This is a genomic window from Gammaproteobacteria bacterium, from assembly GCA_016712635.1.
Taxonomy (GTDB): domain Bacteria; phylum Pseudomonadota; class Gammaproteobacteria; order SZUA-140; family SZUA-140; genus JADJWH01.
In genome coordinates, this window is sequence record JADJQS010000002.1 from 421,805 (window position 1) to 445,660 (window position 23,856).

Consider the following 23,856-nt stretch of genomic DNA (forward strand, 5'->3'; position numbering starts at 1 on the left):
GTTGCGTCGGCCCGGCTGCAGCGAGGCGCGCTGCCAGGCGGCGACGATATCTGCTAGGCTATCAAGCTGCAGAGAGTACAGACACCCGACGATGATGAGGAATCCGACGTGAGCTACAGCGACGACCAGGCCGCCGGCCTGGGCATGGACGCGGCCGATCTCTACCGCGAAGAGGCGTTCACCGATCGCCAGGTTGGCACAATCCGGCGTCTCACACCTGTCAAGACCGACGGCTCGCCCGACGAGCGGCGCGCGGTGAGCTACCTCGGACAGACCCAGATCCTGACGCCGGTCGGCGCCCTGCCGCTGAGCTTCGAGATCGAGGCCGCCACGCTGGAGGATGCAGTGCGCAAGTTCGGCGATGCGGCGCAGGATGCCGCCGAACGCGCCATCGACGAGCTGCGCCAGATGCGCCGCGAATCCGCTTCGTCGCTGGTGCTCCCCGGGTCCGACCCCGGGCAGGGCGGCTTCCCGGGCGGCGGCGGGGGCAAGATCCAGTTCCCCTGAAGCCCGGTACAACGGGTCGCGCGCTTCCGTTCTGCGCGAACATGGTTGACCGCCCCGCGCCTTGTGCCGATATAATCAGGCGACGGGGCTTTCCGCATACCGGGGCTCCGGCACCACATGATCGCACATCCTCACACCGACGATCTCCGGCTGCTCATCCAGACCCTGCCGCCGTCCCTGCAGCGCGCCGTCGACGAATTACCGGGCGCCGAACTCCTTGAAATCGTGCTCGACCTCGGCCGGCCGCCGCAGGCGCGCCTGCCCGGACGCGCGGTCGCGCTGACGGAAACCGCGGTCACGCGCTCCGATCTCGAGCATGTCATCCGCGCCGTGGGCGCCTTCGGCGGCGACAACCGCGCCGGCATCGAAGGCACACTGCACCGCATCTCCGCCATCCGCAACCGCCGCGGAGACATCGTCGGGCTGACGCTGCGCGCCGGCCGCGCGGTATTCGGCACCATCGATCTCATCCGGGACCTGATCGAGGGCGGACGCAGCGTACTGCTGCTCGGCCGTCCCGGCGTCGGCAAGACGACAAAGCTGCGCGAGATCGCGCGCGTGCTGGCCGACGACTTTGACAAGCGCGTGATCGTCATCGATACCTCGAACGAGATCGCCGGCGACGGCGACATACCGCACCGCGCCATCGGCGCCGCGCGCCGCATGCAGGTCGCCGCGCCCGCGGCCCAGCACGACGTGATGATCGAGGCGGTCGAGAACCACATGCCCGAGGTCATCATCATCGACGAGATCGGCACCGTGCCCGAGACGCTGGCCGCGCGCACCATCGCCGAGCGCGGCGTGCAGCTGATCGGCACGGCGCACGGCAACACCCTCGACAACCTGATCCGGAATCCGACGCTGTCCGACCTCGTCGGCGGCGTACAGACGGTGACGCTGGGCGATGAGGAGGCGCGCATGCGCGGCTCGCAGAAAACCGTCAGCGAACGCAAGGCCCCGCCGACCTTCACCGCCGTGGTGGAGATCGTCGACCATGACGAAGTCATCGTGCACCCCGACACGGCGCAGGCGGTGGACCGCCTGTTGCGCGCCCAGCCGCCCGGCGGGCTGCGCCGCACGCCGGGACAGGAACAGCCGCTGGAAACCGCGCCGGCGCTAGCCGCGCCCGCGGTTTCCGCCTCGCCGCGTACCCCGTTCTCGGCCGGCGACCTGAAACAGACTGTGCGCATCTATCCTTACGCATTCAGCCGCGACCTCCTCGAGCGCGTCATCCGCGACCTGCGTCTCGACGCCCAGGTCGTCAACCGGGCGGAACGCGCCAATCTGATCGTAACCCTGCGCGCGCGCGCCGGGGATTCCCGTCTGCAGCGCCTGGTCCAGCTCACCGGCCTGCCCGTGCATGCGGTGAAGAAGAATTCCACCGCGCAGATCCGCCACCTGCTGCGTAATCTCTTCAATGTCGTGCCGGGCCTGGATGAAGTGGAGACCGAGACCGCCGTGCGCGAGACCGAGGACGGCATCCGGCGCGCCCTGCGCGACGGCGTGGTCGTCGCGCTCATGCCGCGGCCGGCGTCGCTGCGCCGCCTGCAGCATCGCGTGGCGAGCCGCCATCACATGGTGGCGGAAAGTGTGGGCAGCGAACCGCAGCGCCATCTGGTGATCTACCCGCATGCCTTCTCCGTCGCGAACGACGAAACGTCGGGCTGACCGGGCGACGGTGCACGAACGCCTTGCAATACGCCTCCATGCCCTTTATAGTCGCGATACCTGCTGCGTGGTACCCGGCAAGAAAACCAGTGTCGCCACGCGTCGATCGATAGTCTTGTCCCTGCACCCGCCCGCCGCACTGCAGCACGTCCAGAGGCGTGCGGTGCTCCAGGTTACGAAGCAGCCATCGGCTGGTACAGGCGTTTCCTGGCTCGAGCGCGCAATACGCGCAGCGCGTATTGCGCCCCGTTCAAAACACACCACCGCGCCCGCCCTGTCGGGGCGCCCCGGAAGGAGACACATGGTATGAAGAAAATGTTCGTTGGAAACCTGCCCGCCGATGCCTCCGAACAGGCGGTCGGGGAATTGTTCTCCGAATACGGCAAGGTGCGCTCCATCCAGATCGCGACCGACGTGTTCACGCGGAAATGCCGCGGTTTCGGCTTTATCGAAATGGAAGGCCACGAGGCGCGCGCCGCCATCGCCGGCCTGGACGGAAAGTCCTACGGGGGCAAATCCCTGCGCGTGCGCTTTGAAGACACCGATCGCCGTCCGGGTGGACGGCGCCGCTAAGGCCCGCGACACCGCCCTCAACGCGGCGTCGCCGTACGGCGACAGCGTAAGTCCACGATTTAACTTGTAATTAAATCTCCGCCTTGGTTAGTTGTCGCCATCCCCCGACGAAAACCCCTCCCCGAGGCAAGCCGCAATCTCGCCAGAACGAATCAAGACATTGATTCATATAGACTAATAATTCATGGTACGGAGATTGCTCCTCCTCTGATGAACGCTCGCGAGCATCTGTTGACAGTCACTGCAGATCACACAGGAGGTGTCTCATGAAATCGATGATGATCCCGGCTTCACTGATGGCATTGACACTGGCGGCGTCCGCCGGCGTCGGACTGGCAGGCACGCAACAGGGCGAAGCGGTCCACACCGCCATGACGCCCTCCCCGTCCTTCGATCAGGTCGATGCCAACAAGGACGGCTCAATCAGCTTGGAAGAGGCGAGCGCGGCAAAGGCGCTCGAGAACACGCGCTTCGAGTCTGCCGACCAGAATGGAGACGGCAAGCTGAGCAAGGCCGAGTACGCGGCCGCGGTCAAGCCACACGACCGGCAGGGCGGATAATTTTTGCTCTCATAAACTCTCCTTCCCCCATTTGAGAGCATGCTGGCCGGGCGGGCGCGATATCTGCGCCTTCCCGGTCAGGTTTTATTACGGGGAAGGGGTAAACACCCAACGATATATCATTCAAGGAGACAGCATAATGAAACAATCGACCACTCTTTCCACGCTTGCCCTGGTCCTGGCCGCGGGCTCATTCGCGCTGGTGGGCGGCTGCAGCAAGTCCGAGCAGTCCGCCTCTCTCGAGGAGACCCAGGCGGAGATCGCGTCCCAGGTCAATGATGCAGCCACCGCCGTGACCGAGAAGACGGAAGAGATCGCGGGCCAGATCCAGGAATCCGGCGAGCAGGCCATGGATGCCGCGGAACAGGCGGTATCCGACGCTGCCGATGCCACCGGCGACGCCGCACACACCATCGCGGGTGAGACGGAGTAATCGATCCACGCAACAGACAGTAACCGGCCGGCAGCCAACGTTCGCAATCCCTCCAGAGTTTCGGGCGAGCCCGTCAAGCCCGTGCAGTGCGCGTGCGGAAGCGTCCTCTCCCCCGCACGCAGTGTGTGTTATCCTTCGGTCCACCCCGGGCGGCGCACGCCGCCCGGGGGTTTCCGCACAATGATCCAGGTACTCACCCCCCCGCGGTGAAGGATGCGTATTAAAGGGCCCGTGGCACTCCTCCCGACACGATCCATACTCCAGCTGATACTGCTCGGCTTCGTCGTCGTGGCGCTACCCCTGGTGATCGCCCTGATCACGGCGGCGGTCTACGTCGACCGTCTGACCACCCACAGCAAGCGCAGCGTTTTCGAAGCCGTCGCCGCAACCCAGTCGAGCCGCATGCTGGCGGAACATCTGACCGCCATGGAGCGCAGCGCGCGGCAGTTCCAGGTGCTGAACGACCGCGCCTTGCTCGAGGCCTACGAGGCGCGGCGCAGGCAGCTGCAGGATACCGTCCGCGAACTGAGGATGCTCGACCTCAAGCCGGTACAGCGGGAAACCGTCGATACCCTCATCGCGCAGGAGGAAGCGGCCTATCGGCGGCTGGCCGATCCGGCGGCACGACCGGCGGAGATCACCGCGGCCATCGAGGCCTTCCCCGCCATCAATGGCTCCGCGCGCGAGATCCTGTCCGAAAGCAGCCAGCTTATCGGCGCAAGCGTCGGCGAGATCCAGGACCTCGCGGAGCGCGCCCGCCGCCTGCTGCTGTGGCAGGCGCTCACCCTGATTCCGGTCGCCCTGCTGCTCACCATCCTGTTCATCGTGCTGATCATCAAGCCGCTGCGGCAGCTCGACCAGTCGATCCGGCGCCTGGGCGACGGGCATTTCGACCGTGAAATCACCGTCGGCGGCCCCAACGATCTGAAGGAGCTGGGCAGCAGGCTCGAGTGGATGCGGCAGCGCCTCCTCGCGCTGGAGAACCAGAAGGTGTCGTTCCTGCGCCATGTCTCGCATGAACTAAAAACCCCGCTCACCACCATCCGCGAGGGCAGTGAGCTGCTCAAGGAGCAGGTGGTCGGCTCCCTCAACGAGGAACAGAGCGAAATCGTCAACATGCTCAAGCAGCAGAGCCTGAAACTGCAGAAGCTTATCGAGGACCTGCTCAGTTTCAGCACGCTGGAGATCGACAGCCTGCGCCTGCGCTCTGAACCGGTCGCGCTCGATCAGCTGATCCGCGAACTGGCCTCAAACCACAAGCTGGCCACGCGGTCCCGCTCGATCGAGCTGCGCCTCAGACTCGAACCTGTCTCGGTCACGGGCGACCGGGAGAAGCTCCGCACCATCGTGGACAACCTGCTTTCGAATGCCGTAAAGTACACTCCCGACAAGGGACAGGTGCAGATCTCCCTGGCGCGCAGCGATGGTGGCGTCACCATCGACGTTTCGGATACCGGACCCGGTATCGCCCCCGATGAACGTGATAAAATCTTCGCGGCCTTTTATCAAGGCCGGGCCCGCGCTTCGGGGCCGGTCAAAGGAAGCGGCCTGGGACTTTCCATCGCCAAGGAACTCATCCACCAGCACCATGGAACGATCGAGATCATCGACGGTGACGGCGGGGCGCACTTCCGCGTCAACCTGCCCGACGCGTCCGGGGACGACCCGCAGGATGCGCCGCGCTGAGCGCCTGCTGGGGATGTGCCTGCTGCTCGCCGCGGCGCTGTCCGCTTGCACCGCCATGCCGCCGCGTGACGACGCGCGGCCCGCAGCATCCATACACCCGCCGCCCGCCCCGGCCGAGTCACCCGCCGCTCCCGCGACGGCAGGCGTGCAGGCTGTGCAGGAATCGCCCGAGCGGCCGGCAATTGCGCCCGAGGCGCCGGCACCGGCGCAGGCCGGGACGCTGGAGCTGCTGCGCGACGCCGCGCAATACAGCGGCCTGCCTCCGGATATCCAGCACGACGTCTTCGAGGGCGCCGAAACCCGGCTCAATATCGAACAGACGCCGCTCGCGCTGGTGCGCTTCGCGCTGCTGCTGTCGCTCAGCGAGCCGAACCGCCAGTCGGACGCGGATACCTCCGCCAGGCTGCGTGAACTGCTCGCGCAGCCGCCCGCCGACACGGACTCCGCCGGGCTCGCGCCCCTGGCGCAGGTGCTTGCGCGCCTTTTGGACGACCGGGGACGCATGGCGGCGCAGAACGCCGAATTGAAACACAAGCTCAACCAGCTGAAGGCGATCGAGCAGCAGCTGGGCGATCGCGACGGGGCCGACATGCCCACACCCGCGCCATGAGCGCCCGGCCCAGAATCCTGCTTGTCGACGACGACGTCGATCTGCTGAAGCTGCTTTCCATCCGCCTCAACGCCGCGGGCTGGGATGTGGCGACGGCGGACAGCGCCGAGCGCGGCCTGCTGCAGCTCGACAAGCACCAGCCGCACGTGGTCATCACCGACCTGCGCATGGATGGCATGGACGGTATGGCGCTGTTCGATGCGATTCATGAGAGCCATCCGACCCTGCCGGTGATCATCCTCACCGCGCACGGCACCATCCCGGAGGCCGTCGAGGCGACCAACCGCGGCGTGTTCACCTTCCTGACCAAGCCCTTCGACAGCAAGGAACTGCTCAGTTGCGTGGACAAGGCCTACCGCATCAACGCCGTCACTGCCGAGGAGGGTGCCGGTGGTGTGCAGGCATGGCGCGAGGAGATCATCAGTCACAGTGCGTCGATGGAAGAGGTGTTGAGCCAGGCCTACCGCGTCGCGGGCAGCAACATCGGCATCCTGATCCAGGGTGAGAGCGGGACCGGCAAGGAACTGCTTGCACAGGCCATCCACCGCGCCTGCGCACGCCGTGACAAGCCGTTCCTCGCGGTGAACTGCAGCGCCATACCGGAGCTGCTGCTGGAAACGGAACTGTTCGGCCACAACAAGGGGGCGTTCACCGGCGCGACGCAGGAACACAAGGGGCTTTTCCAGGCCGCCGACGGCGGCACCCTGTTCCTGGACGAGATCGGAGACATGCCGCTCGCGCTGCAGGCGAAGCTGCTGCGCGTGCTGCAGGAAAAGGAGATTCGCCCCGTCGGCTCCACGGTCAGCATAGCGGTCGACGTGCGCATCATCTCCGCCAGCCATCAGGATCTGGAGGAGCTGGTAAAAAACCGCCGCTTCCGCGAGGATCTGTACTATCGCCTCAACGTGGTACGCCTGGAGATTCCACCGCTGCGTGAACGCCCGGAGGACATCCAGCCGCTCGTCAACCACTTCCTGCGCGGGATCGCGCGCACCAGCACCACGCCCGCCCGCTCATTCTCCGCCGAGGCGATGGAATGCCTGCTGACCGCCCCCTGGCCGGGCAACGTGCGCCAGCTGCTCAATGTGGTCGAGCACACGGCGACGCTGTGTTCGACTCCGGTGATCCCGGTCAGCCTGGTGCAGCGCGCGCTGCGCCAGAAGACGGGCGCGCTGCCTTCGCTGTCCGCCGCGCGGCGCAAATTCGAACGCGAATACCTCACCCGGCTGCTGAAGATGACCGAGGGCAACATCACCCAGGCCGCACGCCTGGCGCAGCGCAACCGCACCGAGCTCTACAAGCTGCTGCACCGCTACGAGCTCGATCCTGAATCCTTCCGCAGCAAGGACTGAGGCGCCGCGCCACGGCACGCTCCGCGTGCGCGAACCGGCATGACAGACGGTCAACGACAGGCACCCGCGGTTGAAAGCGTGATCGTGTTCGACGGCGTCTGCACGCTCTGTTCGCGCTGGGTGCGCTTCGTGATCCGGCGCGATGCGCGCGCCCGCTTCCGTTTCGCCCCGCTGCAGACCCCCGCCGGCGCCGCGCTGCTGCAGCGTCACGGCATCGACCCGAGCGACGTGCGCACCTTCCTGCTCGTCAAGGCCGGAAAGGCCTACCTGCGCTCGGACGCGGTGATCGAGATCGCGCGCGATCTCGGCGCCGGATGGACGTGGCTGCGCGCGCTGCAGCTCGTGCCGCGGACCTGGCGCGACGCGCTGTATGACCTCCTCGCACGCCACCGTTACCGCTGGTTTGGCCGGCAACAGGCTTGCATGACACCCGATGAAGGGATGCGCGCGCGTTTCCTGGAGTGAACGGGAACGCGCGCTAGACGGCGACGGCGCGCGTGTAACACCACACCGCGGCCGGAGGCAGGTTGTCCCATACCTGGCCGACACGCCGTGCCTGCAGACCCAACAGCCGGCGCAGTTGTACGGAAACGGGCGACAATGGACCGTAGGTAAACTGTACCAGCCTCCCTTCCGCACCGAGCAGGGCGCAGCATTCGCCGACGACACGCCTGCGCGTGGCCGCATCCATGGCGAGCAGCGGCAGGCCCGAAACGATGGTACGCACCGGCTGACCGATGCGCGCCTGGCGCAGGCTCGCGCGCAGGTCGCCCGCGTCGGCGCAGATGACCCGTACGGAAGGAAACTTGCGCCGCAGCAGCGCGGCGAACTGGGGTGAATTTTCAACCGCGACGAGCCGGTGCGGCGCGATCCCCTGCTCCAGCAGGGCCGTGGTGATCGCGCCGGTGCCCGCGCCGAGCTCCACCACCAGGCCGTCCTCGCCGGACCGCGCCTGGGCGGCCATGAGGCGCGACAGACGCCGGCCGCTCGGCACGGCCGCCGCGACGCGCCCCGGGGCGCGCAGCCAGGCGCAGAAAAAACCCCACAATTCCGGATCGAGCAAGGTTCGTCACCTCCCTGCGTTGGTATCCCTTACTGCCCGCTGCGTTCTGCTACAGCCAGCCCTTGCGCTTGAAATACCAGTACGGCGCGATCGCCGATGCCACCATCAGGACGAGCGCCCATGGGTAGCCTGCCAGCCAGTGCAGCTCCGGCATGTGATCGAAATTCATGCCATAGATGCTTGCCACCAGTGTCGGCGGCAGAAACACGACCGCCGCGATGGAAAAGATCTTGATGATCTGGTTCTGCTCGATGTTGATGAAACCCTGCGCGGCGTCCATCAGGAAGTTCACCTTCTCGAACAGAAAGCTGTTGTGCGGCAGCAGGGAATCGATGTCGCGCAGCAGTTCGCGCACCCACTCCGTGCTGACCGCGTCCAGGCGTCCGCGCCGCAGCAGGAAGGTCAGTCCGCGCTGGGTGTCCATCAGGCACAGGCGGACCTTGCCGTTGAGGTCCTCATGGCGCGCCAGTTCGTCGATGGACTCCTCCAGCTCGACATCGTTATCCTCGAGCACCATGGTGCTGACGCGCTCGAGGCCGGTATAAACCTCCTCCAAGGTATCCGCTAGGTCCTCGATCTTGATCTCGAGCAGGTTCAACAGGATCGTCAGCGCGCTCACCGCCACGCCGGGCTCGCGCCGGGCGCGCATGCGCAGCAGGCGGAATGCAGGGATCTCGCGCTCACGCAGGCTGAACAGGCGGTCACCGCTGACGGTGAAGACCACGGAGGTGTTGCGCGGATGTCCGTCGACCTCGTGCAGGAACAGGCCGTGGACGTGCAGCCCGCTCTCGTCCTCATAGGAACGGGCGCTGGCCTCGATCTCCTCCACCTCCTCCGCCTCGGGCAGTTCCTGCCGGTACAGCGCCTCGACGCGCGCACGCTCGTCGTCGGTGGGATCGACGAGGTCGATCCACAGGGCGTCCCCGAGACGGCGCTCCGGTTCGTCCTCCGCCAGCGGCACCAGCCGCCCGTTATCCAGCACAAAGGCAAACAGCATGGGCTCCCCATCCGCGACCGTACTTCGGCAGGCCGGGGCACTGTAGCATACAACGGGTTTTGATATAAACCACCGCGCGGCGCTCACACGGAGCCGGTCGCGGCGCAGTTCCGGCGCGGGGGAATTACGCCGTGCGCAGGGAGCTGCGAAGAGGAATGGCGATATCGCGGAAGATCAGTCCAGGTCAGCCGCCAGCGAACGGCGCACATTGTCAGCCACGGCCTCAATGGCGTGGCAGTAGGCAGCGTGGTCGATGCCGATGCCGATGCGGGCGCCCTGTTTCGCCGCCCTCACCATGACTGGGGTGAGTTCGAAACGCAGGAAGTGCACCGACGAGGTCTTGTCCGCCGTCTCGCGCTCGATATCCTCGTCGGCGACGGCCCAGACCGCATCGAAACCCTCGACGCGGAGCCAGACGCGGTCCTCGATATTGACCATCCGCGCCAATGCCTGCTGACGCTCGTCGATGTCGGCGTACTCCAGCATGAACGTGGCCTTGAGGTTGCTGCCGTCGGGGATCAGCGGATTGTACGCCGCCAGTTCCTGCCGGATTCCCTCCTCTTCGAAGATTCGCTCCACCCGCAACATCTCCTGCACCTGATACTGCATAGTGAGGCTGTCCTCGAAATACAGCGTGGCATGCGGCCCGATCGCCACCTGGCGGTCCTTCTTGTGCGCCATCACGCGGGCGCGGAATTCCACCCGCATCCTGGCGTAGGTCTCGAGGGAATACAGGTCCTGTCGCGTCAGTTTCTTCATGGCGGACTTCCCGGGCGTGCGCCCCTGGTACATTGCTTCATCAGATCTCGTAGGCAGTGCGGAGCAATGTGAGCGGATGGGTGGCATCGGAGCCGTCCCGCAGGCCGTTGCCGATGTGGTGGCCGGCGATCGGGCAGTCGCTGGTATAGTGGTCCGCGCCGGCACCCTTCACCTTGTTGACCACGGGGCGGCAGATCTTCGCCGCGATGGCGAAGGTCTCGCTCTTCACACCGTAGGTGCCGTCGTGGCCGGAGCAGCGCTCGATCACCTCGACGCTGGTCTGCGGCACCAGCTGCAGCAGGTCGCGTGTCTTGTAGCCGATATTCTGCACGCGCAGGTGGCAGGCGGTGTGATACGCGACCTTGCCCAGCGGCTGCTTGAAATCAGTCTTGAGGCGGCCTTCCTTGTGGCGCAGCATCAGGTATTCGAACGGATCATAGGTGGCGCGGCTCACCATGCGCACCTGCTCATCGTCCGGAAACAGCAGCGGGTATTCCTGTTTCAGCATGAGCACGCAGGAGGGCACCGGGCCGACGATGTCCCAGCCCTCTTCGACCCAGCGTGCGAGACGCGGGATGTTGAACTCCTTGGCACGCTGCACCGCCTCCAGGTCGCCCAGCTCCAGCTTGGGCATTCCACAGCAGCGTTCGTCCTCCATCAGGACCACGGGGATGCCGTTGTGCTCGAAGATCGCGATCAGATCCTCGCCGATCTGCGGTTCGTTGCGGTTGCCGTAGCAGGTGGTGAACAACACCACCCTGCCCTTCGTCTCGGCGGTTGCGACCGGCTGTAATGCGGGCCGCTCCCGTCGCTTGTCGCGCTTGCGCAGGCTGTCGCTGTGATACTCCGGCAGATGCGCCTCCGGATGGACGCCGATGACCTTGTCCATCAGCCTGCGCACCGTCGTGTTCCGGTTGGCGGCGTTGACCGCCTGGGCGATCACCGGGATGCCGGCGAGGTTGCCCACCGCATCGGTCGAGGTCAGCAGCTTGTCGCGCGCCCTGAATTCGCCCTTTTTGAACTTGACCGCCTTGGCCCGCAGCATCAGGTGCGGAAAGTCGAGATTCCACGGATGCGGCGGGACATAGGGACACTTGGTCATGTAGCACATGTCGCACAGATAGCAGTGATCGACCACGTCCCAGAACACCTTCCTGTCGACGCCGTCGAGCTCCAGGGTCTCGGAGGCATCGATGGCGTCGAACAGGGTGGGAAAGGAATTACACAGGCTGAAACAGCGGCGACAGCCATGGCAGATGTCGAACACGCGCTCCAGTTCCTGGATCAATGCCGGTTCGTCATAAAACTCCGGCTTGTCCCAGTGCAGGGGATGGCGCTTGGGCGCCTCGAGGCTGCCTTCGCGTTGACCTTCAGTCAGCGTAGTCGACATGCTGCAGAATTCCGCGCGTTGAAAAAACGGCAAGCAGGGGCCGGCGATACCGGCCCCGTTCCCCGTACGGCCGATTACTTGCCCAGGGTGTCCAGTGACTTCTGGAAACGATTGGCGTGAGAACGCTCGGCCTTCGCCAGCGTCTCGAACCAGTCCGCGATCTCGTCGAAACCTTCCTGGCGCGCCGCCTTCGCCATGCCCGGGTACATATCGGTGTACTCGTGGGTCTCGCCGGCGATCGCCGCCTTCAGGTTCTTCGCCGTATCGCCGATCGGCAATCCGGTAGCCGGGTCGCCGCAGGCCTCGAGATATTCGAGGTGACCGTGCGCATGGCCGGTCTCGCCTTCCGCCGTGGAGCGGAACACGGCCGAAACGTCGTTGTATCCTTCCACGTCGGCCTTGGATGCGAAGTACAGGTAACGCCGGTTGGCCTGCGATTCCCCCGCAAATGCGTACTTGAGGTTCTCTTCCGTTTTACTGCCTTTCAGTTGCATGTCATGACCCTCCAAACAGATTTACCCCGGTATATTTAGACATAGTCTAATTTCTGACCTACTCTATCTCACGAAAACCCGATTCGCAAGTCTTTTTTCGACGGATCGCGCGCCATCACATGGCCCGCGCGAAGCCGCTACCACCACCTCATTCTGCCAAGATACCTGATGGTGTGCCGCAGGGACTCAGGTACCGCCAGACTCAGGCGGCGGCGTGCGGCGCGCCGATATACGGCGCATAGGATACACAGCGGAGGTTGCTTGCGAAAGCACCCGCGGGGCTTCGTGCGGCACCGGCGTTCGCCGGCGGCCGCACGCGCAGATCCGTGGTGCCTGATTTACCAGATTCGACGCCACACTGGCGCCCGTACTTCATGTCCCGCCGCGCGCAGATGCAGGCGTATTACAGTTTCCTGCACACGGTATACAGCGTGTTGCCATCGTCCACGTACGTGGTCGCAGCGGTCGTACCCGCCGGTTCGGCGTTATTCGTGCCGGCAATCGCACGGACCGTGCCCGTATTGGCAAGGCCGTCATCCAGCGCGGCGTCGATGGCCTCGGCCGCCTTGCCCGGTACGCTTCCCGCGCACAGGATATTGCCGGTGAGCCCCAGGCCCCAGGCCGCAGTGGTGTTGGAGATGCCGAGCTTGCCGTTGTACCCGTGGAGAGGATTGGCGCGGCCGCCCGTGTTGTTCGCCGTTCCGGCAGGATTGCCGGAAATCAGCCCGGAATAGCGCAGGTGCTGCCAGAGCAGCTGGTTTTCATTGTTGCCGGCATCAAAGGCGTTGGCATTCGCGAGGGCGCCGTTTCCGCCGCCGGCCACCCCGTTGGCCCAGCCCCGCCCTGCGTTATCGCCCTTGGGATCGTCCCCGGGCAGCGCGCGGTAACGGTTCTGGTAGGCATAATAGGCCGTGACCACGCCGTCCATGTCGTTGCGCAGGCTCTGGATCTTGGCGTTCTCGATCATCTCCTGACCTTTCAGCACGCCGCCCAGCAAGAGTCCGATGATCACCAGCACGATGGCGATCTCGATCAGCGTGAACCCTGCATTACGTTGTTTCATATTCATACCCGTTAACCTCGCTCTTGTGGTGAATCGCCGCCGGCGGTTACCGGCCGGGATCCGTCTGCTGTCGTTCTTGTCACCGATTCGGTTCGGTCCCCGTTCGTCGGCATCATCCCGTCCGATGCCCCTGAAACAGTCAGGCTGGTTTTTGCAACTCCCGTGCCAACGAAATTCCGTCATCGCGCCCGCTCACGGCCAGCGTCCGGCGGCGACGAGGCGATTGATAAGACTGTTTTTTGACACCCAGATCAAAATATCGTCGTATTGCCCGTCGACATAAACATCCTGGACGTAGGTTCCGTCAGGTGCGCCGGGATTCACGCAGGTGAAATCGGTATTCACGGCGCCGTCGGCGTCGTTGCCCAGGTTTGGCAGACCATCGCCGGCGCAGGAAAACACAATCGCCGCCGGCCCGTCCGGATCCGCCGCCGTAAGTGCGACGTCGTCGGCATCGACGATGGCGAGCGAACCGGCGGTATCGGGGGGGTTGGGAATCGTGGCGACAAGATTATCGTCCGCGCGGTAACGCAGCCGGTGTCCCCAGGCGTCCGTGCGCCCCACGCCGAGCGTCGCCCAGGGCACCTCGCCCTCCGTATTGCCGCACGCCGGACCGTTCTCGAGTCCGTCGCCGTCGGTGTCCGGACAGGGCAGCCGGCGGTAGACGACGGCGAAACCCAGCACGGCCTCGCCAACCTCGCCGATGGCCGTCGCCGTGGTCGCACGCCGCTGATTCTCCATCTGCACCGACAGTGGCAAGAGCAGGGAGCCGAGCAACACTCCGACGATGACCAGCACCACCGCCATCTCGATCAGGGTGAATCCGCGCGCGCGCTGCCCCGCGCCAGTCGTGATCATGTCTCGTCTATGCATTTACCGCCTCTATTGACATGCCGCAGCCGTGCCGAGGCACATGACCTGGTCGTTGAAGGTGGCGTCACCGGTGCGGCCTTCGAAGGACAGATCCGCCGGTGTCGCGTTGTCGCCCTCGAGATAATTGGAGGGCGCGCCCTTCTCCGCCGCGCTCGCGCGCGCCTGACCGGCCAGTTCCGCCCCTGCTCCCAGCGCGATGACCCGGTTTCCGCCGCTGCCGTTCAGGTCCGCGCATACCGGGCAGACCGCCGTACCGCCCGGCTGGAACGCGGGCGCCACCTGGTAGAACACGGTCTCCCTCCAGTTGTCCCAGTACGATCCCGGCGTGAAGCACCCGGCCGGCCATGCCGTCTGCATCACGGCATCCGGAGTACCCGCCGAGGCGTCGACATTCAAGGTCGCAGGGATGCGCCCGAACGTCTCGCCGAAGTCGCCGCCGTACTCCGGCATGGCGCCCGGGTCGAGGCGGGCGGCCCAGGGATGTTTCCCGCCCGAGGCGGCCGCGTAGGTCGCGAGGCATTGACGCGTCTCGCGCACGACCCGCCGCTCCGCCAGCGCCACCAGCTCGTCGGCGGTGATATAGATGAGCCGGTCGTTGAAATCGTCGCCGCGCCGCGCTGCAATGAAGACACCGTCGAAATCGGCATTGCTGTAGGTGGTCGCGCCGAGCGTGACGGAATCGAGATAATTGGCGGCGCCCGGGGCGGCGGCGGCGCGGTTCTGGCCACGCAGCGCCGAACCGGGCGCGAGTATCACCGCAGCGACCCGGTCCGAGATCGTGTTGCCGAACTCGTCGCGCACGGTCAGCCAGTTGGCGCCGGTACTGAGCAGCGCCGGGCTGATCGCCGGGTATCCGCCGGCGCCCGGCTGATAAAGCAGATTCCTGCTTACCGCATACCACAGGCGTTCACCCGTTCCGTCGGTCACGTTGGCCCCCACGCCGGCCAGCGGCGCCACGCACGGGGCGGTCTGACCCAGCCAGGCGAGACGTCCGAGAAGCATGTTATTGGCGACGGCCCCCGCAGGACAGTCGCTGTTGCCGTCGTAGTTGCCATCATTGTTGCGATCGGGATAGGGCAGCATGCCGGGCCTCCCGGGATGTCCGAGGGACCACCCCAGCAGGGCCTCCTCGCCTCTGCCAGGGCGCGCGTCGTTGCCTGATCCAGCTCCACCGCCTCGCTCACCCGATTCAGCCGTTGCACCATCAGAAAGGTTGAACCCAGCATCAGGAATGCCACCATCACCAGCAGAACTACGCCCCGCTGCCCCGCTGCACCTGCCAGGTTCATGGATGCCTGCGTCCCGCGTTCACTGCGCCAAGGTCAGGGACCGGCGCGGCCCGACTGGTAGGCCTCGCGCACCGCGCCGGTGGCGGGGTCGAATACCTGGCCTGGTTTCATCCAGACGATGCGCCCCGTCCCGGGCAGCGTTACGCGCACACGGCTCCGCGCATCCGCGCCGTCATCCAGTTCCGTCCGATATCCGTTCAGCCACAGGGCGTCCCTGCCGCCACTGCGCCGGACCATGCCGTCGAGCCGCGTCGCCGCAAACGGCACCGCGGCCGTCCCGCCGCTGGCGGCGGCTTCGTCCGGTCTGCGCGGCTGCGCCACGCGCATCCTGTCAATCTCGGCGCGTTCGAGACGGGAAGTGAACAGGCGCCCGAGGTCCTGCGCGCCTGGATCCGCCGGCGCGGCACCCGCCAGCCCCAGGCACAAAGCAGCAGAGCACGCACGCAAGCTGTACATCAGGAATCGATTCATGTCACACCTCACCGGACGACACCGCAGCCTCTGGCTGGACGGTGAATAACAGCAATTCGCAGGCGGCCACCAGGTTCGGGGCCACCGCTCCGGTATCCGGGGTATCGAGCAGGCGGCGCAAGACACAGGTGTCGATGTGCATCGCGCCGGGGGCCGCACGCCCGAGGCGGTCGAATACCGCGGCCAGGTCGCCCTCGTGCATGAGCTCCATATCGAGCTTCATGCGGCTGGCGTAGACCTGCAGGCCGGGATAGGCCGGCAGGCTGGCCAGCGTGAACGGTTCGCGCGGCATGATCTGATACTGGAGCTTGGGCAGGCGCAGGTGGCGCGCACTCTCGCGTACCGCCTCGACCCAGTCCAGCCTGCGCTCCGCGCCGACCACGCCGCTCTGGCGCAGCATCAGATAGCGCGCGTAGTATTCATCGGTGACGCGCCCCTGGGTCTCCGCAGCGAGATAATCCTCGCGCACGGCGTCGCGCTCGCCGCTGAGACGCTCGAATTCCAGTCGCTGCTCACGGAGATAATAGCCGCTCAAACCCACCATGACGGCGCAGCACAGCGCCGCGGCCAGGAGCCAGCGGGATGCACCGCGGAGGTAAGCCCAATCGATATCAGACGCCTTCATGACCGGCCCTCAGCATCACCCTGATCTCGAACGTCGCGGCCGCGTCATCCGGCAGCGTGCCCGCAATGCCCGCCACCGTTGCGTCCGGATCCACGTTCAACGGCATCTCGACGGCATCGACGGTGCTGAATCGCCCGTCCCGGCGCAGGGTCTCCACGAAGCCGTCCACCCGGTTGAACGCCGCACGCAGATCGCCGTCGAATGCCTCCAGGCGACCCTTGATGATCGCGCTTTCACCCGAGGAGGCCGCCGCATCCTGCGATGCAAACATGCCAAGGTCCTCCGGATTGATGTCACCGTCCTGGTGCGCAGCGGTCCACACAATCTCGTCGATGCGAATGGCGGGATGGGAGGACACGCCGGCGCTCAGCGCGCGCAGCATCGGCCAGGGCCGTGTGTTCGAGCGCGCAACAGACTCGCCCGCATCCACCATCCAGCGCATCTCATCGACCCCGATATCCATGCTCGGCCTCCCCGCGACGGCGCTGTCATAGTCGGCGCGCAGGGATTCCAGAGTCTTCAGCGCGGCTTCAGCCTCCCTGTCGAGCGCGACCCCGTCCATCACGTTCACCCCGGCCCAGGCGGCCCCGCCCAGCAGCATGCCGAGGCTCCCAGCGAGCAGAGCCTTGCGTGTCTGGTACAGCCGGTGTATGCGGCGATCCGCCGTCTGGGCATAGTTCACCGCGGGCGTGTCGAGACTGAGCAGATGCACGAACAGACGCTCGCAGTCCATCGGGGACGAGCCGTCAGCCATTCCGACGGCCAGTGCCGCCGCCTCGAAATCGACCAGGTGATAGCGCAGCGAGTCCGTACCCTGCCACGTGGCGCGCAGTTGCCCGATAAATTCCCTTTCGTCCACGATAACGACGTCCAGTGGCGCGTCTTGCGCGAGCAGGCGCAGCCGGTTGAGATAGCGCCGGTTCTTTTCGATCTCCTGGGCGAGCAGCTCCGGACCGTACTCACCCGCGGCAAGGGGGGACAGGCGGCTGTTCTTGAGCTCGTGCCGGTGCATGAAGGTCTGGCGCAGGAACCCGTGCCTGTTGCGCGTCAGCAGGAGGGTGTTGTCGGCCGTGATGTCGATCCTGCGCAGCAGCAGGGCCGCCAGCATCGGCGCCGAACAGATGCCGGCCAGCGGAACCTTGTGCTCCGTCAGCGGCGCGATGATTGCGGCTATCGCGTCCGGGTTGGTCAATGCCGTGAGCAGGACGCGGTCGTCGCGACGACCCTCCTTCATGCGTCCCTGGATCTGCGCAGCGCGATAGGGAGTGGTGCGGAATGCCTGCTCGAGCCTGCGCGCGACGACGCTGCTGCGGTCGCGCCCGATGAGGTGCGGGATCGTCTCGTTGCGATACTCCTCCTCGATCATGTCCATCACCAGATGGGTAATGATGTCCGGCTCCTGACAGAGATAGTCCCGGAATGCGGCCATCCCCGCCTCATCCACGGCGAAGACGAGCTCACCGAGAAACGCCCGCCCGTCGTAGACCGAGACGCAGAGGCTGTTGTGGCTGGCGTAAAGTATGCGTTTTACCGTCATATCAGGCCCGTATCTTGCTGATCATGTCGTACACCGGTCCCAGCACGGACAGCATCACCCAGCCGAGGATCAGTCCCAGCACCACGGTCATGACGGGCTCGATGATCGTCTGCAGACGTTCGATCGAGTCGCGGACGTCGCGGTTGTAGAAATAGCTGACGTTGTTCAGCGCGACGTCCAGCCTGCCGGTGCTTTCACCCACCTTGAGCATGCGCATCAGCAGTGGCGGAAACAGCGCGACGCTCTCGATGCTCTCGCTCAGGGTCTTGCCCTCGGCGGCCAGCCGCGTAACCTTGGCGAGCGCGGCGGCAACCACGCGATTGCCGGCGATGTCTTCGCTGATCTTCATGCAACTGAGCACCGGCACGCCGGAGGAATAGAGCAGGGAGAAATAGCTGGCGAAGCGGCTCAGGATGATCTTGCGCAGGATCGGTCCGACGATGAACAGGCGCAGCTTCAGGTCGTCAAGCCGGTAGCTGACGGCGGGGCTGATCCGGGCGAGATACCTGACAAACAGCACAACGGCGACCGGCGCGAGCAGGATCACGTGCCAGTAGTGAATGAACAGACTGGAGAGAGCGAGCAATGCGCGCGTGTGCAGCGGCAGTTCGCCGCCCATGTTGCGGATGAAACCGACCAGCTGGGGCACCAGATAGATCATCAGGAAAAACACCACGGCGACCACGACCAGGCCGACGAAGGCCGGATACATCGCCAGCTTACGGGTGTGGGAGATCAGCTCATCCTGCCACTTGAGCGACTCGGCCAGGTTGGCGAGCACGTCGCTCAGGCGTCCGCTGTGCTCGCCGGCGCGGATGAGGTTGACGAAGACCGTGTTGAATATACGGGGAAACTCTTCCATCGCCTCGGACAGGGTCTTGCCGCCCTCGATTGAGGCGATCATCGCCACGATCATCTCGCGCAGGCGCAGGTTGTCCATGCTGTCGCGCAGGTCGCCCAGCGCCGCCAGTATGGGCACGCCGGCGCGCAGCAGCTGTTCCATGTGGAAGCAGAAATTGATCAGGTCCTGGCGCGTCACGCGACGGCCGCCGATGTAGCCGGCGCCCGTGGTGATCTCCCTGCAGGTGATCAGATCGAGCTCCATGTTGCCGAGCCGCGTCTCCAGCTCGCTGGCGTTCACCGCCACCAGGCGCCCCTGGATCATCCTGCCGCGGCGGTTCATCGCCTTGTACCGGTAGATCGCCATCGCCCCCCCTACACAATGCGGCCCGTGAGATCGACCACGCGCGACACCTCGTCCAGGCTTGTCTCACCGGCAAGCACGCTGCGTATCCCGTCGTCCGCCAGTGTCTGAAAGCCCATGGAAAGGGCGTGCCTGTACAGGTCGCGCACGGTCGCGCGGCGCGCGATCATCTCGTCCATGTCCGGGTCGATCCTCAGTATCTCCAGCAGGGCGAACCGTCCTCGATACCCCTGATGCTCGCACTGGGGGCAGCCCTGCGCGCGGAATACCGTCGCATTGCGTTCGGTGACTCCGAGCAGGCGGCGCTCGACCCCGGCGGGCTCGTAGGGCGTCTTGCAATGGCGGCACAGGCGGCGCACCAGGCGCTGCGCCACGACGCCTATGATGTTGCCGGCCATGATGTCCGGCAGCACCCCGATGTCGAGCAGGCGCGGCACGGAGCCCAGCGCGGAATTGGTATGCAGCGTCGAATAGACCTGGTGCCCGGTCATGGCGGCGCGGAACGCCATCTCGGCGGTGTCCTCGTCGCGGATCTCGCCGATCAGCACGATGTCCGGATCCTGGCGCATGATCGAGCGGATGCCGTTGGCGAAATCGAGCTTGACCGCCTCGTTGACCGAGCTCTGGCGGATCAGCTGCATCGGATATTCGACCGGATCCTCCAGCGTCATGATGTTCACCGCCTCGGTATTGCGGAAGCTGAGCATGGAATACAGTGTGGTTGTCTTGCCGCTTCCGGTCGGCCCGGTCACCAGGATGATGCCTTCGGGGCGCGCCATCATCAGCTTGAGCAGCGACAGCGCGTCATCCGTCAGGTTGAGCTTCTCGAGCGGCACGATGCCCTTCTGGCGGTCGAGGATGCGCAACACGATGTTCTCGCCGTGGGTCGTCGGCTGTGCAGCGACACGGAAATCGACCGGCCGTCCGGCGATGGCGCGCGAAATGCGCCCGTCCTGCGGCGCGCGCGTTTCCGCGATGTTCATGCCCGCCATCACCTTCAGGCGCACCGAGATGCCGGACCAGAAGTTCTTGTGCAGCGTCTGCACCTGGCGCAGCACGCCGTCGATGCGGTAGCGGATGCGCAGGAATCCTGCCTCCGGCTCGAAATGTATGTCGGAGGCGCCGCGCTTCACCGCATCGACCAGCAGCGCGTCCACCAGGCGCACGAGCGGATGACTGTATTCCTCCTCCTTGCCGTGGAAGGTCTTGTAATCGACCTCGCCGGTCTCGAGCTCGTGCAGGATGCCGTCGATGGACAGCTCGAAGCCGTAGAACTGGTCGATCGCGGCCTCGATCTCCGCCTCGCCGGCCAGCAGAGGCCTCAGTTCGAGGTCGCCGCCGAGGAGCGCGGCGGTCTGGTCAAGGGCCACCACGTTGAAGGTGTCCGCCATCGCCACCGTGAGGATCTTCTGTGCGGCGTCGTAGGAGATCGGCAGCATGTTGTAGCGCCGCGCGAGGTCCTTCGGCATCAGCGCAAGCGCGTCCGGATACGGCACGATCTTGGCTAGGTCGATGCTCTCCTGGCCGATCGATTCGCCCAGCACGTCGCGCATCACGGATTCGGTGAGGAATCCGAGCTGTACCACGATCTTGCCGAGCGGCGCGTTCTGCTTCTTCTGTTCGGTCAGCGCGATGCGGAGCTGGTCCTGGCTCAGCAGGCCCTTCTCGATCAGCAGTTCGCCGAGGCGCAGCGGCTTTCTTACCGCGCTCATCCCGGTTCTCCCGGCGCGGCCGCAGACAGCGTCTCGATGCGCCGCAGCACCGTGGCGGCGTCGAATCCGCCCGCGCCGGTGCGCGCCAGATCGACGGCGCGGCGGTAGTAATCCATGGCCGCGGTCCGCTGCCCGAGCCGGTCGAGGCAAACCGCCAGGTTGAAGGCGTAGTCCGCGTTCTCCGCATCGTGGCGATAGGCATCGAAGAACGCCTGCTGCGCCTCCGGCCAGCGCGCCTGCGCGACATAGAGTGTGCCGAGCGCGAAATGCAGATGGGCGGCGACGGGCTCCTGCCGGAGCAGCAGCTTGATCCGGCTTTCCTCCTGCACCGGGTCGGCGCCGCCCTGAAGACCGATCAATCCTGCCGCCGGCGCGCTGTCCAGCGGATTCAGTTCGAGCAGGCGGCGGTAGTACTGGCGCGCCTCCTCGACCCGGCCGCCGCGCTGCGCCACCGCAGCGAGCCCCAGCAGCGCGTCGCGGTTGTTCGCATCGCGGGCGAGCGCCTGGCGGTAGCCGGCCTCCGCCTGCAGATCGTTGCCGGACTGGTAATCCTCGAAGGCGCGCGTTAGCAGAAGCTGCAGCGGGTCTTCCACTTCAGTACGGACGATCACCACAGGCGCAGCGGCTGGCTCATCCCGGACGGGCGACTCCTGCCGTCGGGACGAATTCGGTACGCTTGGCGACTCCGCATCGCGCCTCAGGCGCGCAGGCGTTGCCGCCGGCGCGCCGGTACCGCCCGCGGACGCCGTTTCAGTCCCTGCCGGCGTGGTAGCGGCCGGCATGCCATCGCCCGCCCCCAGGGCTTCATCCACAGGCACCGGCTCTGTGATCTCCTGCACCGCGATCGGCATCGCAATCTGCGGATCGTCCAATTTATTGGTCGAAACGACGACTTCGAAGTAGACCAGGGCCAGGACGACAATCAACATCGCGACACCACCGCCGGCAACGTACCCGAGGCGCCGCCGCCGCGACTGCTGCGCCTTGAGCGCAAGCATGCGCCGGGCCTGCTCGTGCGCCATCGGCTGATCGTGGCGTGCCGCAGGACTATTCACCCTTTGGGCCTGTGGTATCGAGCGGGGGTCCGGAGTCGATCCATCGCCGGCCGCCGGGCGGGATGGCTCCACTGCCGCGGTGGTCACCTCGTCGATCGACAGTGACAACTCGCCGCCGGCGGTCGCACCCTTGACTGGAGCCGAATCACCGCTCGCTGCCGATCCCACAGCCGTCAGATGACCGGGCCCGTCGGGCCGTCCCGGCGCGTGCTCGGCGCCTGGCTCCGTACGGACATGCTCCTTGGCCTGTTCTGCCCGGCGCAGGGCATCCATCAAGAGGCTCATGAGGCGCCGTTCCTCTCCGTCAGTGAAGGCCGCGACGTGCCGATGACGTCTTCGGCCGGGTCAACCAGATGATTGCGGGCCGCGCCGGAGTCCAGCCCCACGCCGGCGCTCTTGATCACCGTCGGGCGCAGGAAGATCACGAGTTCGGTCTTGGTGAGCACGTCGTCGCGGTAACTGAACAGGTTGCCGATCAGGGGCAGCGCCGAGAACAGCGGCACGCCGCTCTTGCTCTTGTCCATCTTGTTCTGCATCAGCCCGCCCATCACGATGGTCTGGCCGTTGGCCACCTGCAGCAGGGACTCCAGCTCGCGCACCTGTATCTGCGGGACCAGGTTGTCGAAGTCCGCCCCCAGCAGGCGCGGGACCGGATCGGTGGCGAAGCCGGTGATGCGGGATATGGTCGGACGGACGCTGATGCTGACGGTGTCCGAACCATTGATCTGCGGCGTCACACTCATGACCATACCCACCGGCACGGTATGGATGGTGCTGGTGTAAGTGGTGCGCGCAAGGGACGTGTCGGTGGCGTCGGTGGTCTCCTGTTCGACGGTGAAGTACACCTGTTCGTCGACCACCTTGAGCACCGCCGTCTGATTGTTCAATACCATGATCTTCGGGCTGGACAACACCTTCACGTCGCCGAAGGTCTCCAGCATGCGCACCGTGGCCGAGATGCTGCTTCCGTCCGCATCAGTGCTGGTGTAGCCAAGGCTGAAGAACGGCGCCGAGGTGAGATTCGCGCCGATGAACGAGCCGATCACCGACGGCCCGTTGCTGCCCGCGCCCTGCGCGTCGGACAACCGCTGCCAGTCGACGCCGGCCTGGTAGCCGTCGCTGAGTTCGACTTCTACAATGGACATCTCGATCAGCACCTGGCGTACGGCATTCGCCACCACCTCGTCAATGTAGGACTGGATCTGTTCATGCTGGCGCTGCGTGGCCTGCACGTTGATGATCCCGCTGTTGGGATCGGCCACCACCGAAGCGGGGCCCGCGGCCGCACCTTCCCCTGACGTAGCGGCGCCGCTGACGATGCTGCGGATGTTGCCTTCGATGCGCCCCCAGAAATCGTTTTTCGTCGTGTTGACGACGGTGGTACGGGACACATTGCCCTCTTCCTGGCTGCTGCCGCCGTCGCCGCCGACGGATCCCCCGGTAGTGGAGATCTTGGTGGCGACACTGACCTCGGAGACACTGTCGCGCGCCATGTTGAGATAATCGACCTTGTAGGTACGCCAGAAGGGCACATCGGGCGATACCACCAGATTCGGCCCGTCGAGCGCGTAGCGCAGGCTGACCTGCTTTGAGATGCGGTTGAGGATCTGCGGCAGGGTCTGATCCATCGCATTGAGCGTTACGGCGCCCTCGATGCCGGGGTGGATATCGACGTTCAGCCTGGCATCGCGAGCCAGGCTGAACAGCAGGTCCTTGACCGGGACCTCGCTCACGACAACGGTGTAGGTCTCGAGTTTCTCCGTGGGTTTGGGCCGGGTGAGCACCGGGGCACGGGTGACCGGCGCGGGTATGCCGCCGTCAACCGTCGCCGGCACCTGCAAATGTCCTTCGGATATTTTCGGCGGATTGGTCGCCCCGCAGGAGATCAGCAACAGCGCGCAGGCCGCCACGGATAGGATTCTGTTTATCATGGTT

The 23,856-nt window shown here is 65.6% G+C and carries 24 protein-coding genes; 9 read left to right on the top strand and 15 right to left on the bottom strand.

From position 1 onward, the window contains the following. The first annotated feature begins 144 nt into the window (after positions 1-144). The 9 genes from IPK65_05230 to IPK65_05270 all read left to right on the top strand — a co-directional run bounded on the left by IPK65_05230 (position 145) and on the right by IPK65_05270 (position 7,854). On the top strand, positions 145-507 hold the full coding sequence (locus tag IPK65_05230) for a hypothetical protein (protein MBK8162554.1): 363 nt from the start codon (positions 145-147) through the stop codon (positions 505-507). 117 nt (positions 508-624) lie between these two features. Then, on the top strand, positions 625-2,175 hold the full coding sequence (locus IPK65_05235; GenBank protein ID MBK8162555.1) for an AAA family ATPase: 1,551 nt from the start codon (positions 625-627) through the stop codon (positions 2,173-2,175). Positions 2,176-2,481: 306 nt separating this feature from the next. After that, positions 2,482-2,748: an RNA-binding protein gene (locus IPK65_05240; GenBank protein MBK8162556.1), complete on the top strand. Its 267-nt coding sequence runs from the start codon at positions 2,482-2,484 to the stop codon at positions 2,746-2,748. Between the two features lie 266 nt (positions 2,749-3,014). Further along, on the top strand, positions 3,015-3,308 hold the full coding sequence (locus IPK65_05245; protein ID MBK8162557.1) for a hypothetical protein: 294 nt from the start codon (positions 3,015-3,017) through the stop codon (positions 3,306-3,308). A 139-nt stretch (positions 3,309-3,447) separates the two neighbouring features. Further along, complete coding sequence (locus IPK65_05250; protein ID MBK8162558.1) at positions 3,448-3,741, top strand: hypothetical protein; 294 nt, start codon at positions 3,448-3,450, stop codon at positions 3,739-3,741. A 231-nt stretch (positions 3,742-3,972) separates the two neighbouring features. Beyond that, positions 3,973-5,427: a HAMP domain-containing protein gene (locus IPK65_05255; GenBank protein ID MBK8162559.1), complete on the top strand. Its 1,455-nt coding sequence runs from the start codon at positions 3,973-3,975 to the stop codon at positions 5,425-5,427. Further along, complete coding sequence (locus IPK65_05260; GenBank protein MBK8162560.1) at positions 5,414-6,037, top strand: hypothetical protein; 624 nt, start codon at positions 5,414-5,416, stop codon at positions 6,035-6,037. Before IPK65_05255 ends, IPK65_05260 begins: the two co-directional genes overlap by 14 nt. After that, entirely contained in the window at positions 6,034-7,389 is a 1,356-nt protein-coding gene (locus IPK65_05265; protein MBK8162561.1) for a sigma 54-interacting transcriptional regulator, read from the top strand. The genes IPK65_05260 and IPK65_05265 overlap by 4 nt, the downstream gene beginning before the upstream one ends. 39 nt (positions 7,390-7,428) lie before the next feature. Continuing rightward, a complete protein-coding gene (locus tag IPK65_05270) occupies positions 7,429-7,854 on the top strand; it encodes a DUF393 domain-containing protein (protein MBK8162562.1) in 426 nt (141 codons plus the stop codon). A 13-nt stretch (positions 7,855-7,867) separates the two neighbouring features. Here IPK65_05270 and IPK65_05275 read toward each other — a convergent pair whose 3' ends face one another. The 15 genes from IPK65_05275 to mshL form a co-directional block, all read right to left on the bottom strand. Beyond that, entirely contained in the window at positions 7,868-8,452 is a 585-nt protein-coding gene (locus IPK65_05275) for a methyltransferase domain-containing protein (GenBank protein ID MBK8162563.1), read from the bottom strand. A 49-nt stretch (positions 8,453-8,501) separates the two neighbouring features. Further along, a complete protein-coding gene (corA, locus tag IPK65_05280) occupies positions 8,502-9,449 on the bottom strand; it encodes a magnesium/cobalt transporter CorA (GenBank protein MBK8162564.1) in 948 nt (315 codons plus the stop codon). A 174-nt stretch (positions 9,450-9,623) separates the two neighbouring features. After that, on the bottom strand, positions 9,624-10,208 hold the full coding sequence (locus IPK65_05285) for a DUF3501 family protein (protein MBK8162565.1): 585 nt from the start codon (positions 10,206-10,208) through the stop codon (positions 9,624-9,626). A gap of 40 nt (positions 10,209-10,248) precedes the next feature. Continuing rightward, positions 10,249-11,598, bottom strand: coding sequence for a Fe-S oxidoreductase (locus IPK65_05290; GenBank protein ID MBK8162566.1), 1,350 nt, complete (start codon positions 11,596-11,598; stop codon positions 10,249-10,251). Between the two features lie 74 nt (positions 11,599-11,672). Next, positions 11,673-12,092, bottom strand: coding sequence for a rubrerythrin (locus IPK65_05295; GenBank protein MBK8162567.1), 420 nt, complete (start codon positions 12,090-12,092; stop codon positions 11,673-11,675). A 403-nt stretch (positions 12,093-12,495) separates the two neighbouring features. Then, the gene (locus tag IPK65_05300) at positions 12,496-13,161 is read right to left on the bottom strand and encodes a prepilin-type N-terminal cleavage/methylation domain-containing protein (protein MBK8162568.1); all 666 of its coding nucleotides are present in this window, start codon (positions 13,159-13,161) and stop codon (positions 12,496-12,498) included. 186 nt (positions 13,162-13,347) lie between these two features. Continuing rightward, positions 13,348-14,013 carry a prepilin-type N-terminal cleavage/methylation domain-containing protein gene (locus IPK65_05305; GenBank protein ID MBK8162569.1) on the bottom strand — a complete coding sequence of 222 codons (666 nt, stop codon included), beginning with the start codon at positions 14,011-14,013 and terminating at the stop codon, positions 13,348-13,350. A 24-nt stretch (positions 14,014-14,037) separates the two neighbouring features. Beyond that, positions 14,038-15,111 (bottom strand): hypothetical protein, encoded by a 1,074-nt coding sequence (locus tag IPK65_05310; protein MBK8162570.1) that lies wholly within the window; start codon positions 15,109-15,111, stop codon positions 14,038-14,040. A gap of 239 nt (positions 15,112-15,350) precedes the next feature. Next, entirely contained in the window at positions 15,351-15,788 is a 438-nt protein-coding gene (locus tag IPK65_05315; protein ID MBK8162571.1) for a hypothetical protein, read from the bottom strand. A 1-nt stretch (position 15,789) separates the two neighbouring features. Continuing rightward, the gene (locus IPK65_05320) at positions 15,790-16,413 is read right to left on the bottom strand and encodes a hypothetical protein (protein MBK8162572.1); all 624 of its coding nucleotides are present in this window, start codon (positions 16,411-16,413) and stop codon (positions 15,790-15,792) included. Then, positions 16,400-17,950, bottom strand: a complete 1,551-nt coding sequence (locus IPK65_05325) for a hypothetical protein (protein ID MBK8162573.1) — start codon at positions 17,948-17,950, stop codon at positions 16,400-16,402. The genes IPK65_05320 and IPK65_05325 overlap by 14 nt, the downstream gene beginning before the upstream one ends. A gap of 1 nt (position 17,951) precedes the next feature. Beyond that, positions 17,952-19,157, bottom strand: coding sequence for a type II secretion system F family protein (locus IPK65_05330; protein MBK8162574.1), 1,206 nt, complete (start codon positions 19,155-19,157; stop codon positions 17,952-17,954). Between the two features lie 8 nt (positions 19,158-19,165). Next, a complete protein-coding gene (locus IPK65_05335; GenBank protein ID MBK8162575.1) occupies positions 19,166-20,866 on the bottom strand; it encodes a type II/IV secretion system protein in 1,701 nt (566 codons plus the stop codon). After that, positions 20,863-22,206, bottom strand: coding sequence for a tetratricopeptide repeat protein (locus IPK65_05340; GenBank protein MBK8162576.1), 1,344 nt, complete (start codon positions 22,204-22,206; stop codon positions 20,863-20,865). Before IPK65_05340 ends, IPK65_05335 begins: the two co-directional genes overlap by 4 nt. Beyond that, a complete protein-coding gene (gene mshL, locus IPK65_05345) occupies positions 22,203-23,852 on the bottom strand; it encodes a pilus (MSHA type) biogenesis protein MshL (GenBank protein ID MBK8162577.1) in 1,650 nt (549 codons plus the stop codon). Before mshL ends, IPK65_05340 begins: the two co-directional genes overlap by 4 nt. Between the last annotated feature and the right edge of the window lie 4 nt (positions 23,853-23,856).

What these genes read in the sequence shown, in the direction of transcription:
- IPK65_05230 (MBK8162554.1), top strand. Translation starts at nt 145, where the DNA reads ATGGACGCGGCCGATCTCTACCGCGAAGAGGCGTTCACCGATCGCCAG.
- IPK65_05235 (MBK8162555.1), top strand. Translation starts at nt 625, where the DNA reads ATGATCGCACATCCTCACACCGACGATCTCCGGCTGCTCATCCAGACC.
- IPK65_05240 (MBK8162556.1), top strand. Translation starts at nt 2,482, where the DNA reads ATGAAGAAAATGTTCGTTGGAAACCTGCCCGCCGATGCCTCCGAACAG.
- IPK65_05245 (MBK8162557.1), top strand. Translation starts at nt 3,015, where the DNA reads ATGAAATCGATGATGATCCCGGCTTCACTGATGGCATTGACACTGGCG.
- IPK65_05250 (MBK8162558.1), top strand. Translation starts at nt 3,448, where the DNA reads ATGAAACAATCGACCACTCTTTCCACGCTTGCCCTGGTCCTGGCCGCG.
- IPK65_05260 (MBK8162560.1), top strand. Translation starts at nt 5,414, where the DNA reads ATGCGCCGCGCTGAGCGCCTGCTGGGGATGTGCCTGCTGCTCGCCGCG.
- IPK65_05265 (MBK8162561.1), top strand. Translation starts at nt 6,034, where the DNA reads ATGAGCGCCCGGCCCAGAATCCTGCTTGTCGACGACGACGTCGATCTG.
- IPK65_05270 (MBK8162562.1), top strand. Translation starts at nt 7,429, where the DNA reads ATGACAGACGGTCAACGACAGGCACCCGCGGTTGAAAGCGTGATCGTG.
- corA (MBK8162564.1), bottom strand. Translation starts at nt 9,449, where the DNA reads ATGCTGTTTGCCTTTGTGCTGGATAACGGGCGGCTGGTGCCGCTGGCG.
- IPK65_05285 (MBK8162565.1), bottom strand. Translation starts at nt 10,208, where the DNA reads ATGAAGAAACTGACGCGACAGGACCTGTATTCCCTCGAGACCTACGCC.
- IPK65_05290 (MBK8162566.1), bottom strand. Translation starts at nt 11,598, where the DNA reads ATGTCGACTACGCTGACTGAAGGTCAACGCGAAGGCAGCCTCGAGGCG.
- IPK65_05295 (MBK8162567.1), bottom strand. Translation starts at nt 12,092, where the DNA reads ATGCAACTGAAAGGCAGTAAAACGGAAGAGAACCTCAAGTACGCATTT.
- IPK65_05300 (MBK8162568.1), bottom strand. Translation starts at nt 13,161, where the DNA reads ATGAATATGAAACAACGTAATGCAGGGTTCACGCTGATCGAGATCGCC.
- IPK65_05305 (MBK8162569.1), bottom strand. Translation starts at nt 14,013, where the DNA reads ATGATCACGACTGGCGCGGGGCAGCGCGCGCGCGGATTCACCCTGATC.
- IPK65_05310 (MBK8162570.1), bottom strand. Translation starts at nt 15,111, where the DNA reads ATGCTGCCCTATCCCGATCGCAACAATGATGGCAACTACGACGGCAAC.
- IPK65_05315 (MBK8162571.1), bottom strand. Translation starts at nt 15,788, where the DNA reads ATGAATCGATTCCTGATGTACAGCTTGCGTGCGTGCTCTGCTGCTTTG.
- IPK65_05320 (MBK8162572.1), bottom strand. Translation starts at nt 16,413, where the DNA reads ATGAAGGCGTCTGATATCGATTGGGCTTACCTCCGCGGTGCATCCCGC.
- IPK65_05325 (MBK8162573.1), bottom strand. Translation starts at nt 17,950, where the DNA reads ATGACGGTAAAACGCATACTTTACGCCAGCCACAACAGCCTCTGCGTC.
- IPK65_05330 (MBK8162574.1), bottom strand. Translation starts at nt 19,157, where the DNA reads ATGGCGATCTACCGGTACAAGGCGATGAACCGCCGCGGCAGGATGATC.
- IPK65_05335 (MBK8162575.1), bottom strand. Translation starts at nt 20,866, where the DNA reads ATGAGCGCGGTAAGAAAGCCGCTGCGCCTCGGCGAACTGCTGATCGAG.
- IPK65_05340 (MBK8162576.1), bottom strand. Translation starts at nt 22,206, where the DNA reads ATGAGCCTCTTGATGGATGCCCTGCGCCGGGCAGAACAGGCCAAGGAG.
- mshL (MBK8162577.1), bottom strand. Translation starts at nt 23,852, where the DNA reads ATGATAAACAGAATCCTATCCGTGGCGGCCTGCGCGCTGTTGCTGATC.